The organism is Rhizobium sp. NRK18, from assembly GCF_024385575.1.
Taxonomy (GTDB): domain Bacteria; phylum Pseudomonadota; class Alphaproteobacteria; order Rhizobiales; family Rhizobiaceae; genus JANFMV01.
In genome coordinates this window covers 2,990,062-3,004,960 of record NZ_JANFMV010000001.1, presented here as the reverse complement: position 1 = coordinate 3,004,960, position 14,899 = coordinate 2,990,062, and the positions used below count along the sequence as shown (strand labels likewise).

Annotated in this window: 16 protein-coding genes and 2 tRNA genes; 9 read left to right on the top strand and 9 right to left on the bottom strand. The window is 65.1% G+C overall.

The window, feature by feature from the left end; all coding sequences use genetic code 11:
• Window positions 1-39 precede the first annotated feature (39 nt).
• The 3 genes from NN662_RS14240 to NN662_RS14230 all read left to right on the top strand — a co-directional run bounded on the left by NN662_RS14240 (window position 40) and on the right by NN662_RS14230 (window position 2,458).
• Entirely contained in the window at window positions 40-636 is a 597-nt protein-coding gene (locus tag NN662_RS14240; protein ID WP_261930894.1) for a HupE/UreJ family protein, read from the top strand.
• Complete coding sequence (locus NN662_RS14235) at window positions 633-1,472, top strand: hypothetical protein (RefSeq protein WP_261930893.1); 840 nt, start codon at window positions 633-635, stop codon at window positions 1,470-1,472. Before NN662_RS14240 ends, NN662_RS14235 begins: the two co-directional genes overlap by 4 nt.
• Window positions 1,473-1,579: 107 nt before the next feature.
• On the top strand, window positions 1,580-2,458 hold the full coding sequence (locus NN662_RS14230) for a DUF1499 domain-containing protein (RefSeq protein WP_261930892.1): 879 nt from the start codon (window positions 1,580-1,582) through the stop codon (window positions 2,456-2,458).
• 6 nt (window positions 2,459-2,464) lie between these two features.
• Here NN662_RS14230 and NN662_RS14225 read toward each other — a convergent pair whose 3' ends face one another.
• Complete coding sequence (locus tag NN662_RS14225) at window positions 2,465-3,379, bottom strand: MBL fold metallo-hydrolase (protein WP_261930891.1); 915 nt, start codon at window positions 3,377-3,379, stop codon at window positions 2,465-2,467.
• Window positions 3,380-3,396: 17 nt separating this feature from the next.
• Window positions 3,397-3,693, bottom strand: coding sequence for a cupin domain-containing protein (locus NN662_RS14220; protein ID WP_261930890.1), 297 nt, complete (start codon window positions 3,691-3,693; stop codon window positions 3,397-3,399).
• A gap of 180 nt (window positions 3,694-3,873) precedes the next feature.
• Between NN662_RS14220 and NN662_RS14215 the strand changes: the two genes are divergently transcribed.
• Window positions 3,874-3,948: transfer RNA gene (locus NN662_RS14215), tRNA-Gln, on the top strand.
• Window positions 3,949-4,093: 145 nt separating this feature from the next.
• Here NN662_RS14215 and NN662_RS14210 read toward each other — a convergent pair.
• Window positions 4,094-4,432 carry a hypothetical protein gene (locus NN662_RS14210; RefSeq protein ID WP_261930889.1) on the bottom strand — a complete coding sequence of 113 codons (339 nt, stop codon included), beginning with the start codon at window positions 4,430-4,432 and terminating at the stop codon, window positions 4,094-4,096.
• 210 nt (window positions 4,433-4,642) lie between these two features.
• On the opposite strand from NN662_RS14210, the gene NN662_RS14205 reads away from it, so the two are divergent.
• Window positions 4,643-4,719 (top strand) — tRNA-Pro (locus NN662_RS14205).
• Window positions 4,720-4,816: 97 nt separating this feature from the next.
• Here NN662_RS14205 and NN662_RS14200 read toward each other — a convergent pair.
• Window positions 4,817-5,470, bottom strand: coding sequence for a YceI family protein (locus tag NN662_RS14200; RefSeq protein WP_261930888.1), 654 nt, complete (start codon window positions 5,468-5,470; stop codon window positions 4,817-4,819).
• Between the two features lie 120 nt (window positions 5,471-5,590).
• The gene (locus NN662_RS14195) at window positions 5,591-6,298 is read right to left on the bottom strand and encodes a hemerythrin domain-containing protein (protein WP_261930887.1); all 708 of its coding nucleotides are present in this window, start codon (window positions 6,296-6,298) and stop codon (window positions 5,591-5,593) included.
• 211 nt (window positions 6,299-6,509) lie between these two features.
• On the opposite strand from NN662_RS14195, the gene NN662_RS14190 reads away from it, so the two are divergent.
• On the top strand, window positions 6,510-6,983 hold the full coding sequence (locus NN662_RS14190; protein WP_261930886.1) for a hypothetical protein: 474 nt from the start codon (window positions 6,510-6,512) through the stop codon (window positions 6,981-6,983).
• Complete coding sequence (locus tag NN662_RS14185; RefSeq protein WP_261930885.1) at window positions 6,980-8,329, top strand: GAF domain-containing protein; 1,350 nt, start codon at window positions 6,980-6,982, stop codon at window positions 8,327-8,329. The genes NN662_RS14190 and NN662_RS14185 overlap by 4 nt, the downstream gene beginning before the upstream one ends.
• Window positions 8,330-8,339: 10 nt before the next feature.
• On the opposite strand, the gene NN662_RS14180 is transcribed toward NN662_RS14185, so the two are convergent.
• Window positions 8,340-9,953 carry a sulfatase gene (locus NN662_RS14180; protein WP_261930884.1) on the bottom strand — a complete coding sequence of 538 codons (1,614 nt, stop codon included), beginning with the start codon at window positions 9,951-9,953 and terminating at the stop codon, window positions 8,340-8,342.
• A gap of 131 nt (window positions 9,954-10,084) precedes the next feature.
• On the opposite strand from NN662_RS14180, the gene NN662_RS14175 reads away from it, so the two are divergent.
• Window positions 10,085-11,011, top strand: coding sequence for a YbhN family protein (locus tag NN662_RS14175; protein WP_261930883.1), 927 nt, complete (start codon window positions 10,085-10,087; stop codon window positions 11,009-11,011).
• Between the two features lie 14 nt (window positions 11,012-11,025).
• Here NN662_RS14175 and NN662_RS14170 read toward each other — a convergent pair whose 3' ends face one another.
• From NN662_RS14170 to ribA, 3 genes are read right to left on the bottom strand one after another with little or no spacing between them, the layout of a single operon-like run.
• On the bottom strand, window positions 11,026-11,778 hold the full coding sequence (locus NN662_RS14170) for an FkbM family methyltransferase (RefSeq protein ID WP_261930882.1): 753 nt from the start codon (window positions 11,776-11,778) through the stop codon (window positions 11,026-11,028).
• Entirely contained in the window at window positions 11,769-12,557 is a 789-nt protein-coding gene (locus tag NN662_RS14165; RefSeq protein WP_261930881.1) for a CDP-alcohol phosphatidyltransferase family protein, read from the bottom strand. Before NN662_RS14165 ends, NN662_RS14170 begins: the two co-directional genes overlap by 10 nt.
• 10 nt (window positions 12,558-12,567) lie before the next feature.
• Entirely contained in the window at window positions 12,568-13,674 is a 1,107-nt protein-coding gene (gene ribA / locus NN662_RS14160) for a GTP cyclohydrolase II RibA (RefSeq protein ID WP_261930880.1), read from the bottom strand.
• Between the two features lie 221 nt (window positions 13,675-13,895).
• Between ribA and NN662_RS14155 the strand changes: the two genes are divergently transcribed.
• Window positions 13,896-14,894 (top strand): zinc-dependent alcohol dehydrogenase, encoded by a 999-nt coding sequence (locus NN662_RS14155; RefSeq protein ID WP_410010935.1) that lies wholly within the window; start codon window positions 13,896-13,898, stop codon window positions 14,892-14,894.
• Window positions 14,895-14,899 lie beyond the last annotated feature (5 nt).

Below are 14,899 nucleotides of genomic sequence, written 5' to 3'. Positions count from 1 at the left end.
GCTATGATGCCGCGAGCGAATCGAGGAATTGCCGATCTCATGCATGTTCGAAGACTGGTCAGCCAAGGTGTCTTCCCGCTTGCCGTCCTGATGGCGCTGGCGACGACCGCCTCCGCCCACCAGCTCGGCGGGCCGATGGGCGGTTTCGGCAGCGGCTTCGAGCATCCGCTTCTGGGCGGCGACCATTTCCTGGCGATGCTGGCCGTCGGTCTCTGGGGCGCGCAGATGGGCGGCCGCTCGGTCTGGACGCTGCCGGCGACCTTCCCGATGATCATGTGCGTTGGCGGCGTACTCGGCATGATGGGGCTCGTGCCAGACAACATCGTCGTCATGGCGATCGCCATTTCGCTGATCGTGCTCGGTGGCGTCATCGCGCTCAAATGGAAGGCGCCGGAAGCCGTCGCCATCATCATCATCGCCTTCTTCGCCATTTTCCACGGCTATGCCCATGGCCGCTTCCTGCCCGCTGCCGCCGATCCCGCGGCCTATGCGGTCGGCTTCGTGGTCTCGACCGGCCTCATCCACGTCGCCGGCGTCGGCATCGGCCTCTTGCTCGGACGCTATTACCAGGGCCGCATCATTCGTCTCGGCGGGGCTTTCATCGCGCTCGCCGGCATCTATTATCTTCTCGCATGACGGCAAGACGAACCAGCAAGGGCAGCCAGAACCGGCCGGCGACGAAATCTAGGCCGAAGCTCTCCGCGCCCATGCCCGCCATTCCGGAAAAGGCCTGGCACCAGCGCGACAGCTTCCGTTTTTCGGCCGGTTTCCTCGGCATCGGCTTCGTGCTCCTGTTCTTCTCGCAGGTCTTCCCGCACGACTACGGCTTCACCGAACTCGGTTTCCTGTTCACCTTCTCCGTCTACGACCTTGTCCTGGCGATGATCGGCCTCGGCGTGGTCTGCGCGCAGGCCACGGCGCGGCAGTTCGCCCGCATCGCGCTCACCTTCTTCGGTGTGCTGGTGGTGCTGCTGAGCCTCTTCCCGCCGATCTTCCGGCTGATCCAGTCGACCGGTGCGTCCGGCTACCTGTTTCTCGTCGCACCCTCGGCCCTGATGATCTCCGGTGCGGTCTTGTGGCTGCCGGGCGAGCGGCGCTTTCCGTTCGCGATTGCTTCCGCCGTCATCATCGCCTTCTCGCTGTCGCTCTTCATCGGGCTCGATGACTTCGGCACCAGCGTCTTCCAGTTCGCCATGGGCGCGGTGCTGACCGCCCTGTGGATGGTCCTCGCGCCGGCCTTTCTGCTGCGGCAGTTTCCCGGCCCGTGGATCCGCATTGCAGGCCGCATCATCGGCAGCTGGCTTATCGTCATCGGCATCATCGAGCTTGCCGCCATGTATGCGCCGGAACTCGGCGCCAAGCTGCCGGCGCCGCAATTGCCGACGCCGGGTGCGGTGGAAAACCCGGCCTTCCAGACGCTGCAGGTGCCGCTCGATCCGTCCGCCGCGGACGACATCGCGCCGGAGGAGTGATCCGTCGCCGGTCGCGCTTGCCTGTTTGCCGTTGAAATTCTAAGACTTTGCGGGAGCAGGGGTTCAAAGCCGGTTCGGCTTGGAATGGGGAAAAGGCAGGGAAATCTTTGAAGACAGTCCGCTTCGACCGGCCACAATCCTATTCGGCGCGTCTCGCGCTGCGCGTCGCCCGTTTCGCCCTGCTCCTGTTCCTCGTCGTTGCCGTGCTGCACCGCTTCGGCTTCATCCTGACGCCGAATTTCGTTGTCCTCGCCATGCTGAGCGCCGCCGCGGCGCTGATCGCCGTGTTTCTCGCCGCGATCGGTTTCGTCCGCCTCTGGTACTGGGGCGCCAAGGGCGGCGTCGCTTCGGCCAAGGCGCTGCTCTATGCCGCCATCCCGCTTGCCGCCGCCGGTGCCGCCATCTACGCCTATGTGACGCTGCCGCCGATCTATGACGTGCAGACCGAACTCGTCGAGGAAATTCCCTGGCTGAAGCCGCCGGAGGCCAATCAGTTGACCCTGCCGCGCCCGCCGGAGGATTTCGCCCGCGACCGCACACTGCAGATCGCCGCCTATCCGGGCCTCAACGGCCGCCGCTACGAAGGCGCGCTCGACCGCGTGCAGGAGGCGGTGATGCGCGTCGCCGCCGCCGAGCGTATCGCCATCGTCGCAACCAAGGGCACCGATTTCGCACCGCCATCCTCGGACCAGCCGGAAACGCCGGCCGTTCCCATTCCCTCGCCACGCCCCGAGCCCTCCGGCGATGACGCCAGCATCGCCGCGCTGCGCCCGCCGGACGTGCTGCTGCAGGGCTCCGTGCGCACGCTGGTCTTCGGCTTTCCCTTCGACGTGATGATCCGCCTGCGCGAGGATTTCGACACCACCATTGTCGATGTGCGCACCATGTCGCGCTACGGGCCGCACGATCTCGGCTACGGCGCGCGCATCACCGACAGTTTCCTGCGCGCGCTCGACGCCGATCTCCTCGGCATCGCCGCGAAATAGTCCGGACTAGGCCGGGAAGTAGACGCCCGTCAGCCGCGGCGGCCCGTCGGTCGTCACCATGCCTTTTTCGATCATCTCTTCCAGATGCGACAGGACCGACAGCGCCGCGGCGCCATGCAGGCGCGGATCGGTCTCGCGGTAGATGACCTTCACCATCTCGGCGATCTGCCGGTCGCCGGCCTTCAGCCGCTCCAGGATGGCGCGCTCGCGCATGCGCCGGTGGGTCTTCATGCCGCGCACGAAGCTCCTCGGCTCGCGCACCGGCCCGCCATGGCCGGGCAGATAGAGCACGTCGTCGCGGGCAATGAGCGCGTCGAGCGAGGCCATGTAATCGGCCATGCTGCCGTCCGGCGGCGCGACGATCGAAGTCGCCCAGGCCATGACGTGATCGGCGGAAAACAGGATGCCGGTGCCCTCGAGCGCGAAGGCCGCGTGGTTGGCGGTATGGCCGGGGGTGAGGACGGCCGTCAGGCTCCAGCCGTCGCCCGCCAGCGTCTCGCCGTCGCCAAGCGCCCGGTCGGGAACGAAATCCGTGTCCGAGCTTTCGGCAAACGGATTGGTTTCGCCGGCATGCAGCGGCCGGGAAGGGCGGTGCGGCCCCTCCGCCACCGTCATCGCGCCGGTCGCCTCCTTCAGCCTTCTGGCGAGCGGCGAGTGGTCGCGATGCGTGTGGCTGACGACGATGTGGGTGACCTCGCGGCCGGCCAGTGCCTCCATCAGCGTCTGGAAATGCGCCTCATCCTCCGGCCCGGGATCGATCACCGCCACGGATGTCCCGCCGACGATATAGCTGTTGGTGCCGTGGAAGGTGAAGGGGCTCGGATTATTGACCGTCAGCCGTTGGACCCCCGGCGCCACATCGACCGCCCGGCCATAGGCCGGCTCGAAGGCGCGGTCGAAGGAGATGTCGTCGCTTGCCATCGTCGCGGTCCGGTCCCTTACTTGTACTCGATCTCGATGAAGGACATCGGGCTCTCGCCGCCATTGACGACATTGTGCTCGACGCCGGCGTCGCGCCTGTAGACCTCGCCGGCCTTCGATGTCACCCGCCGCTCGCCGTCCTTGTCCTCGATCAGGAAATGGCAGTCGGTCATCGGCACCACCACATAGCCCATGCCGTGCACATGATGGCCGGTATCGGCCCCCGGCTCGAAGTCCCAGCGCGTCACGCGCACGACGGCGTCGTCGAGGAGGACGGTCGGAACGGCAGGCGGTCTGGCGCGGAATGTCGACATGGGGGCTCCGGTGCGGGCGGGTCTTGTTGCCGAAGACGTAGCAAGCGCGCCGCTGATAGACCAATGAATTCTGCTGAAAAAGAAAATGCGGAGGCAGCCGTCACAAACCGTTGCCGCCGTCGCCGCTTCTTGCTAATAGCCCGTCACCGCTTCGCAGTCATGTGCGCGTCACGGATCTGTTGGGGTGTAGCCAAGCGGTAAGGCAGCGGTTTTTGGTACCGCCATTCCCTGGTTCGAATCCAGGCACCCCAGCCACCGATTTCAGATTACATTCGAACAGGTTTCAGCAAGCAAAGCAGGGACAGCGTTCGCCGTTTTCCATTCGCTGATAAAACAATCCCGCCGAGTTTCCCCGGCGGGACCGTATCAATTGAGTCAGGCCTCTCAGCCCACGCCATCTTCAGTTCGAACCGACCAGCAGTTCCTCGCAGTAGGACGGGCCGTTGACGCCGGGGCGGTCGCCGAGGACGCGGATCGAGCGGATGGTGTAGCTCTTGTCGACGCTGATGACGGCCGAGCAGCGGTAGGAGCGGCCCTTCACGGTCTTGTAGCCGCCGGTCCAGTTGTAGACGGTGAGGCCAGCTTCCGAACGGTCGGAAGAGGGCGGGCCGTAGGCGGCGAAGAACTTGCCGGCTTCCTTGCCGCTCCACGCGGCTTCAATCGGGGTGGCCGCGCCCGTGGTGGCGCAGGCGGAAAGGGTGGCAGTCATCAAAGCGGCGGCAAGGATGCGAACGCGCATGGAAAAGGATCCTGTTGTTTGAAGTCCGGTACAATCGGTGATGTGTCCCTTAGCAGGTTTTGCCGAGCGTGTTTGTGTGGTTGACGGCACACAGCAAAAATTTGTGACACGAAATCGCCCCGTTTCGGCCGCTTTGAAATTCCTTCGCAAAAATGTCGTCAGGGCGCTTGTGCAATCAAAATTGCTGGTCTATAGAGGCGCCGTTGGTCACGGAGTGTAGCGCAGCCTGGTAGCGCACCTCGTTCGGGACGAGGGGGTCGAGTGTTCGAATCACTCCACTCCGACCAGCCGAAAAGCCCGCGAAAGCGGGCTTTTTTCATGTCAGGCCGCCGGCCGTCTCGCGAAGGCCAGCGGCGCGCGCATTTTCCCGATATCGTCCCCGATCTAGTCAATGATGCTCTTCCGGCGCACGACCTCCGGCAGCGCCGCCTGCCGTTTCGGCTTTTCCGGCTTGAACTCGGTTTCGATCGCGACGTCGATGTCGTCGCTGAGGGCGGGAATCGCGAAGGTCAGCCCCCATTGCGAGCGCTTGACGACCATGTGCCCCGAAAAGCCGAGCTTGGCGATCTTTTCGAACGGGTGTTCGGCCATCGAGCCGTTGAGGGTGACGTCCATCACCGCCGGGTGGGTTTCCCCGCGCAGCGTCAGGTCGCCGAAGACGCGGCCGGTCTTCTCGCCGTCGATGACGATCTTCGTCGAGACGAAGCGGATCGGGGCTCCGGCGAGGAAATCCGCGTTGCCGCCGATCTTCGCGTCGAAATCCTCGACCTCCGGGAACGGAAAGTCGGTACGGACCTGTAGTGGGTCGATTTCGACGGTCAGCCGCGATTGCTCGGGGCTCTCGCTGTTCCAGTCGAGCCGTGCCTTGGAATTGATGAAACGGGCGGTGAAGTGCGACAGGCCGAAATGGTCGATCCGCCAGGTTACGCTGGTGTGCGGGCCGTCCTGTTCATAGCGCCCGCTCGGGGCAGCGTCCGCCGCGATGGCTGCGGCCGGGCAGGCGATGAGGATCGCGCTCAGAAGGGATTTGATGGTCATGGTCATTCTCCTTGAAGGGAAGGGAAAAGAGGCTGCGGCAACCGCGGCCGCGCCGGGCGCAATCCCGGCAGCGGTCGGCTTCGAAGCCGTTGATGAGAGGTCTCGCGGCTGAAGGCGCGCTCATGCGGCAAGCCCGATGTCGGCACGCAGTGCCTGGAAATCCGCATCGGTCAGCGCCGGACGGATGGCGAACTCGACGATGGCGTTGAAGATTTCCGGCGGCAGGCTCTGCTGCATGCCGCCGACCATCATGCGCCGCTGCGCGGGGTTCATCGCCGGCAGCATCATCCGCGTGAACGCCATGTTTTCTTCCGGCGGCAGGGCGCTGATGATGCGCATCTCGATGCCGAGCAGCTCGTCGTCGGAAAAGGTCTGCCACAGGATCGGGCAGAGCACGGTTTCTTCTTCGTGCATGTGAGCGAAGTCGTCGGCGATATAGGCGGCCATCGCGAGATAGAGCCCGCGTCCCGCTTCCGCCCGCGCCGCGCCGGAGGTTGTCTCGACGGCGACGATCTTGTCTTCGAGCACCTGGAAGGCGGCGCGGTGATCGTCGTGCTGCTCGTCGACGAGGCCGGTCTCGACGCCGCGGCGGTGCAGGGCGGCGTGGATTTCGGTGTCTTCGTGCTTCACATGGGCCGAGGCCATCGACAGGAGCCGGCGCATGTCGGCCAGAAGCTTTTCGGTCGTCTCGGCATTGCCGAAGTCGTTGGCGCCCAGCCGGGCGAGCAGCAGGCATTGCGTGCGGCGGAGGCCCTTGTGGATATTGCCGTAGATATCGTAGCGTCCGTTGAGCGCAGGGATGTGCGCCATGGTGTCTGCATGGGTCATGATCTGTTCCTTGAAGGTGTGTTTCGGGCCGCGCCGACTGCCGGTGCGGCGGAACAACCAGATAGCCGTGGCTGCCCGTCCGGGCTTCCTAAAAGCTTGCTAAGCGCGCAGGCCGCTTCCTAAATATTTCCTATCGCGGATGGTGGTGCGTGCCGGAGAATTGCAACCGTGGTAAAAGGGTGCCGGTTGATCGGGTTGGGCTCAGGGACCTATGCTTGAAGACGATGTCGCATCTTTCATTGCCGGCAATGTGATGATGATCGCGGCGACGCGCGACGGCGCGTTGCGCGCCCATGTCGGCCGTGGTTGCGGCGCCTATTTCGACGCCGACACCGGTGAACTCGTGCTTCTCGTCTCCTCCAGCCAGTGGCCGGATTTCTTCGCCAATGCCAGGAAGGGCGGTCCGATCGCCATGACCGTCTGCCAGCCGGACAATTACCGGGCCCTGCAGATCAAGGGAACGATTGCCGGCGTGGACGTGGCGACGGAGGTCCAGTCAGCCAAGGCCAGCGACTATCGCGACCGCATGCTGGCGATCATGGATAGGCTCGGCGTCAGCCGGCTGCAGCTTTCCACCGTCTTTTCGAATGTCGATCTGGCCGCCATCCGCTTCTGGCCGGTCGACCTTTTCATCCAGACGCCCGGTCCGGAGGCCGGCGAGCGGGTTCAGCGGAGCCAGTCATGACCGGCGTGCCGCTCGAAGCCATCCGCGACAGTTTCGAAGGCATCATGCCGTCCGTCATCGCAACGACGGATGCGAGCGGCATTCCGAACCTTTCCTACCTGTCGCATGTCTACTACGTGGACAGCCACCACGTGGCGCTGTCCAACCAGTTCTTCTCCAAGACGGCGGCCAATGTCGCCGCCAATGGCCGGGCGACCGTCGTCGTGCTCGACGGCCGCATGGGCCTGCAGCACGTGCTGGATCTGGTCTTCGTCAGTTCGTCCCGGTCCGGCCCAATCTTCGACCGCATTTCGGCACAGCTCGATGTGATGGCGAGCCTGCAGGGCAAGTCGCACATGCTGAAACTCCGCGCCGTCGACATCTACCGGGTCGAACGCTGCCGGCGCATCGATCCGGTCGCCCCGATCGAGACCGCGCCGGAAAACCCGGTCGTCGCTCGCGACTGGCTGGCGGAGGCCGCTGCGGCAACAGCGGAACTTTCGGCCATAGCCGACCCCGAAACGCTCTTGGACCGCAGCCTGGAAACCCTCGAGGAGCGCTGCGGCTTCCGCCACTCGATGATCCTGGTCGCCGACGGCGAGGGGCGCAAGCTGTCGACCGTCGCCAGCCGCGGCTATCCGCGTTACGGCTTCGGCGCCGAAATCGCCTTCGGCGACGGCATCATCGGGGTGGCCGCCGAACGCGGCCTGACGCTGCGCATCGCCGACATGCGCCGCAGCCAGCGCTATGTCTCGGCCGTGGCTTTGGCCGCGGGCCTGAACCGGGACGACATCCCCATGCCGGCCATCGAACAGGTCCAATGCCAGATCGCCGTGCCGCTGATCGCCAGCGGCCGTCTTTCCGGCGTGGTCTTCGCCGAATCCGAGGAGAGCTTCGCCTTTTCCCACGCCCATGAGGCCGCACTAGAGATCATCGCCCGCCAGATTGCGGCCGGTCTTGCCATCTTCGAACTTGCCGATGCCGCGAGCGACGCGGCCGGACGCGGCGTGGCCCCGGTATCGAGCGCCGACAAGGGGCAGGCGTTCAGCTTCCAGTATTTCCCGCGCGACGGCGGTGTCTTCATCGACAACGACTATGTCATCCGCGGCGTGCCGGGCCGGCTGCTCTACCATTTCGTCCGCAGCTATGTGGAGACGGGCCGGGCCGAATTTTCCAACCGCGAAATCCGCCGCGACCGCACCTTCAACCTCCCCGACTTCAAGGACAATCTGGAAACGCGCCTGATCCTGCTGCGCCGCCGGCTGGAAGAGCGCGGCGGCCCCATCGGCATCGAGCGCCCCGAACGCGGCCAGATCCGGCTGGTCATCGACGGCACGCCGCAGATTGCGGTGATGGAGGATGCCTGAGAGGGCGTGCCTACCCGCCGGCTGTCGTGTCATTCGCTGAGAACACCCGGATCAGCCGGTCGCGCATCGTGTCCATCGGCAGCTCGGGGCTATCGGGCGAGGGCAGCATGCCGTTGACGAAGCCTTCCTTTTCGAAGCGGGCGACCAGTGCTGCATCGCGGCTGATGATGTGCACGGGCACTGCCCTTGACGCATCCGGCCCGGTGACGATCGGCGCCGGCTGGTGGTCGCCGAGGATGATGAAGATGGCATCGTCGCCGAAGCGGGAGATATAGTCGCTGAGCGTCTGCAGCGAATAGTCGATGGTGGCGATGTAGTGACGGCGGACATTGTCGCCGTCCGACCAGACGGCGCGGGGGCTCTCGTCGCTCTCGGCCTGACCGTTGAAGACCGTTCCGTCGCCGACTTCGTTCCAGTCGATCAGTTTGGCGACCGGGGTCCAGGGCGCATGGCTCGAAATCAGCGCCATTTCCGTCATCACCGGCTGGCCCTTGGCGCGGGCCGGATCGCGCACCAGCCGCTGGAAGGCCGACAGGGTGTACTGGTCCGGCATGGTGATCCAGTTGAAGGGCTTGCCCTTGTAGCGGAGATCCTTCGCGACGAAGATGTCGTCGTAACCGAAATAGCGCGCCTCCGGCCAGTCCATGGTGATCGCCGGCATCACCGCCGCCGTCCGCCACCCGGCCTTGCGAAACAGGCTGTTGAGGCTCGCCCGCTTGCTGATCATCAGCCGGTCGTACCGCGCCTGATTGTCGGTCCAAAGTCCGGAAAGAAATGTCCCGTGCGCCAGCCAGCTGAGCCCTCCCATGGTCGGCGAGCGCGACCAGCCGGAGGCCGAAGCAAAGCCGGCGGCCGACAATTGCGCCTCGGATGCCGCCAGCCGCGGCTTGATCAGCGGACTGTAACGCGGATCCTCGACGGCGCTGCGGCCATAGGATTCGACGAAGATCAGCACCACGTCACGGCCCTTGATGCCGGAAAACAGGTTAGCCTCGCCGGCTGCCGGATCGTGGGCGACGAGATCGCGCTCATACTGCCGCATGTCGGCAATGGATTGCTGCACCAGTGTGAGCCGGTTGCCGAGATAGGAGACGGCGCGCAAATCCGCGCGCACGCCGGCAAACGGACCGGCAAGCCAGAGCCCGACACCGAGCACAAGCAGTCCGGAGGCGGCAACCGTCGCGCTGCGCCTCATGCTCCCGACAAGGCCGGCGATCCGGCACTGCGAGCGGTAGAACAGAAAGAGCAACAGGCAGAAGACACCGATCACGGCACCGACGGCGAGGCCGGCCGGCACGAGCCCGATGGAGCCGGAGAAGATATTCCAGCCGTCGCCGAGCATCTTGACGTCGAGATAGGGATTGAAGCGGCGCTGGAAGGCGGACTGCACGCCGATATCGGCGATCTTCAGGAACAGGAGCGCGAAGACCGCCACGGACGACGCAGCAGCGAGGATCTTTGCCGGACGGCGGGGAAGCAGGAGCAGGAGAAGAAGAAGTAGCGGAATTTCCAGCGGCAGGCGCAGGAAGGCGCCGAGCGAGAAGGCACCTGGATGATCCGGCAGGGTCAGTGCGGCAAAGCTGATGAGGAGGAAGAACAGGCCTGCGAGCAGCAATCTGGTCATTGATGCATCGCCGCTCTTGCCCGGCGCGTCATTTCTTGTCATCGACAGGGTCTTTCAAATGCTGGGCCGACCGATTGGCTTTCGGCGGTAGTCTGGTCATCGTCACGCGGCAGTCCGGGAAAGGTGGAACGTTGCGCAAGCTTGCCGTCATGTCGGCGTTTCTCTGCCTCGCGCTGCTGGCAGCCCTGATCTGGGCGACCGGCACCACGCAACTCATCGACACCCTCAAGAAGGTGCCGCCCGGCCACATCATCGCCGCGCTTGCCGCAGTGCAGGTGCAGATCGTCGCGTCCGCCTGGCGCTGGCGCTTTACCGCGCGGCGGCTCGGTCAGGAAATGCCGTTGTCGGTGGCGATCCGCGAATACTATGTCAGCAGCGCGTTGAACCTCGTCCTGCCGGGCGGCATGGCCGGCGATGCGGTGCGTGCCTATCGCAGCCGTGCCGAAGGCGAGGGCGGCTGGAAGCGTCCCGCCGCCGCCGTCTTTCTGGAACGGCTGTCTGGCCAGCTGGTCTTCTTCGCGCTGGTCTGCGGCGGTCTCATCGCCTGGCCGCTTTTCCTCGGCGGGAAGCTTCCCGGCAATTTCGGTGTGGTGATCTGGATTGCGGCCGCGCTTGTGATTGCCGGTCTCGGCCTCGCCATTGCCCTGCGGAACGCCCGGCTGCCGGCCCGCTTTCGCGGTCTCGGACCGGACCTCGCCGCCGTGTTCTGGAAGGACGGCGCGTGGCTGGTGCAGGCCGGCCTCGGGGTGCTGATCGTCGGCGGCTATATCGCCACCTTCATGATCGCCTCCGACGCCGTGGGCGCCCCGCTGCCGCCGATCGCCGCCTTCACCGTCATTCCGCTGTGCCTTCTGACCATGCTGATACCCGCCGGTATTGGCGGCTGGGGCACGCGGGAAACGGCGGCGGCGGCACTCTGGCCGCTGTTCGGCTATGCGAGCGTCGATGGCCTGGCGGCAAGCCTTGCCTACGGCCTTCTCTCGCTGGTTGGCGCCGCCATACCGGGACTGATCTCGGTCGCCGTCTCGCTCTGGCAGGGCCGCATCGGAAAGGCTTGAGGAATGCCTCGCCATCAGGATTCCAGCCGGGCGTAGATGTCGCCCGACGGACTTGCCGGCGGCAGTTCCGCCAGTTCCCTCAGCATGGCGATGGCATCCTTCCAGCCGCTGTTGATGAACTGGTGCTTTTCGCCGACGACGCGGTTGAAGCGATAATCGCCAAGCGCCGTCAGCCGCGCGATCGCCTCGCGCGTCACCGATGGCATGGCCGGGATATATTCGAAGGCAATCAGTCTGACCGGACTGGAAAGGCCCCGAAGGATATCCGCCTCTGCGCCTTCGCAATCGATCTTGCAGAAATCCGGTCGTCCGTAGCGCTCGATAAGCAGGTCGAGCGTGGTCATCGGTACGGTGATCTCCCGGTCCCATCTGACCTGCCGGAAACCGTCGGCATCGCGCACGCTGTCGATGAAGCGGCGCGACGTGCTGGTGACCGTCGGATGGCGGCTGGATATCCGCAGCGATATCTCTCCCACCTCCGCGCCGACGGCGACGCGCTCGAAGCCCGCCAGCCTTCCGGCGAAATGCTTCTCGATCAGGTCGGCGAAGACAGGCTGCGGCTCGACGGCCACCACCTGCGCGCCAAGCGACAGCAGCGTCTTGCTGCGGCTGCCGGCATGGGCGCCGATATCGAACACCAGATCGCCCGGCGAGACGAGCCCTTCGTAGAAGCGTCTCAGCGCCTGCCGGCGCCAGGGCTGGCCGTAATAGATGGCAAGCGACCGGGCGAGACCGGCGGCGGTATCCAGTCGCGTTTTCATTTGCATGGCCGTGGCGCTCCTTTCCCAAGCAGGAAGGAGGTGTCAACCGCAAAGGAATAGGCGAGCAGGGCCAGCGCCGCGGCGGCGATGGCGCTGGAAAATGGCGGCTGAACGATTGGAACGAGAATGATGCAGAGAGCGGCGACCTGCACCACGCAGATTGCCTTCCTGCGGGTGGATGGCGGCAGCGGTGCGCCAAGCGCCGGCATCGCATATTGCGCGGCGATGAAACCGTAGCGCATCAGCCCGATCGCCAGCACCCAGACGCCGGCCTTGTCGAGAAACAGCGCCGCCGCCGACAGGACGAGAATGAGGAGGGCGTCGACCTCCATGTCGAAGCGGGCCCCGAGATCGGATTCCTGCGCCAGCGCACGCGCCAGATAGCCGTCGAAACCGTCGAGAATGAGCGCCAGCATGACGAGGCCGATCATGATCCACAGCACCGAGGCGGGAGCGTGCATGTCGATGGCGAAGAACACCGTCGCGGCCAGAAGGCTGACGATGGCGGTGCGAATGGCGGTCACGGCATTGGCGGCGCCGAAGACCTTGTGCCGGTGATAGGGCAGGCCGCGCACCACAAGCGCGAAGATGACGAGCGTCAGCACGCTTGCGAAGGCGAGCGCGCTGGCGCAGAGCGCCAGATGCGGCCGCAGGATGTAGGAGAGCACGATCGACGATACGAAGACGCTTGCAAGGATTGCAATCGCATTGGCGAAGAGGTGCGGCGGCAGCGCTTGGCCAGGCTGCCGTCCGTCGTTCGGGGGAGAGGGAAATGTCAGGTCCATCGCCGCCCGCCTATTCCGCCGCGATCATCGCGCTGAGGTCGATCATGTGGCCGGCGCGGAGCCTTTTCGTCTCCAGATAGCGGACATTCTCGTCATTGACCGTGCCGGTGACGGCGACCCGCGCCTCGACGGAAATCCCTCCCGCCTTCAAGGCGGCGATCTTGCTCGGATTGTTGGTGTGCAGCACCACCTTTGCGATGCCGAGCAGCCTCAGCATGGCGATCGCCGCCTCGTAGCGGCGGTGGTCTTCGCCAAAGCCCAGCATGGCGTCGGCATCGATCGTGTCGAGGCCCTTATGCTGGTAGCCATAGGCGCGCATCTTGGCCCCGATGCCGGTGCCGCGACCTTCCTGGTCAAGATAGAGGAGCACGCCGCCGCCCGCTTCCTTCAGCTGGCGAAGGCCGTTGCGCAGCTGGTCGCCGCAATCGCATTTCAGCGATCCGCAGAGATCGCCCGTCAGGCAGGAGGAGTGGATGCGCACCGGAACGGGCCGGGACGTGTCCGGCTTGCCGACGACGATCGCGACCTGGTCCTTCTGCGCCAGCCCGCCACGGAAGACGACGAAGTCTGCCCGCCCCAGATCCTTCAGCGGAACGGGCGTGCGCACCACGATCTCGAACGTCTGACGGGCCGCGCTGACCTTTGCCAGCAAGCCATGGTCGAGCGAGCAACAGGCGGCGAAACGGTCTTCGATTTCCGTGACGTCGGCGCAGATGACGGCCGGCAGCAGCAGGGCGGTGCGGGCAAGCTCCGCCGCCGCCTGCATGGCCGCATCGCCGTCCTGCCAGAGGCGCGGCTTGTCGACATCGAGGGCATAGGCCAGTCGGGATGCCTCGGCAAAGGAGACGTCCTTCAACGGCACGGCGATGCCATCTTCGGCGGATAAACCCAGCTTTGCGGCGCGCTCTGCGGTCAGAAACAGCGCCTGTGTGTTTCCGACGGCGGCTGCGAACTGGTCGTAGAGATCCGGCGCGACGCTGTCGAGCGCCAGCGCCGCCAGCCGCTGCTTGCCGTCCCTGATGATCACCGGGCGGCCGTACCGAAGTTCGGCAACGGCCCGCTCCACATCCATTGCCGGCGTCGAAAATTGAAACGGAGTGCTCGCTGCCATTGCCATGTGTCGATCCTGTCTTGGCGGATATTGTCGTGCATAAGTGCCTGAACGCCAGTCAAAGGTTCATTCGCCGGCAAAAAAAGTGACGGCCGCGGCAACGGGCTTGTTTACGGGGTCGCCTTGACGCGTCCGGCAAATAAATGTCGGCTGCACCGAACCATTTTCCGGCTGAAGCGTACTTACGATGTGAAAAGCACAGCGGATTGGATTGGAGAAACGCGAAATTGGATGGTCAGACTGTGGCGGCGAATGTGATTGAAGGTCAGGCCAAGGCCCTGTGGTTCTCCTCCGCGGGGGAATGCGAGCTGCGCCCGGAAATGCTCCGCGCGCCCGAAAAAGGCGACGTGCTGGTCCGCGCCCTTTTCAGCGGCATCAGCCGAGGCACGGAATCGCTGGTCTTCGCCGGCAAGGTGCCGGACGCGGAACGCCAGCGCATGCGCGGACCGCATATGGCCGGCGATTTCTCCTTTCCGGTCAAATACGGCTATTGCCTCGTCGGGCGTGTCGAAGCAGGGGATGGCGATCTCCTGGGCCGGACCGTCTTCTGCCTGCATCCGCATCAGTCGGCATTCGTCACGACCGCGGATATGGTCGTGCCGCTGCCGGACAATCTGCCGCCCGAGCGCGCCGTTCTGGCCGCCAACATGGAAACCGCGCTGAACATCGTCTGGGATGCCGGCATCCTGCCCGGCGACCGGGTGGCGGTCTTCGGCGCCGGTGTCGTCGGCTCGCTGGTCGCATACCTCGCAAGCCGCATCATCGGCACGGACGTTGTGCTGGTCGACCGCAATCCGGACCGCCGCGATCTCGCTGGCAGCCTCGGCATACCCTTCGCGGAAAGCGAAAGCCTTTTCGGCGAATTCGACGTCCTCATCAATGCCTCCGCCTCCGGCGCGGCACTTGCCCAAGCGCTCGAGCATGCAGCCTTCGAGGCCCGCATCGTCGAGGCGAGCTGGTATGGCGATGCAGACGTGTCGCTGCCGCTCGGCGGCGCATTCCATTCCAGACGGCTGTCGCTCATCAGCTCGCAGGTCGGGGCAGTTCCCCCGGCAAGGCGTGCGCGCTGGAGCTTTGCCAGACGGCTCGCCAAGGCGCTGGACCTGCTGGCCGACGATCGCCTCGATGCCCTGATTTCCGGCGAGACCGCCTTCGCGGACATTGCCTCCGCCTATCCGAACATCCTGTCCGACCCCGGCACGCTGTGCCACCGCATCCGCTACTGAAGAAA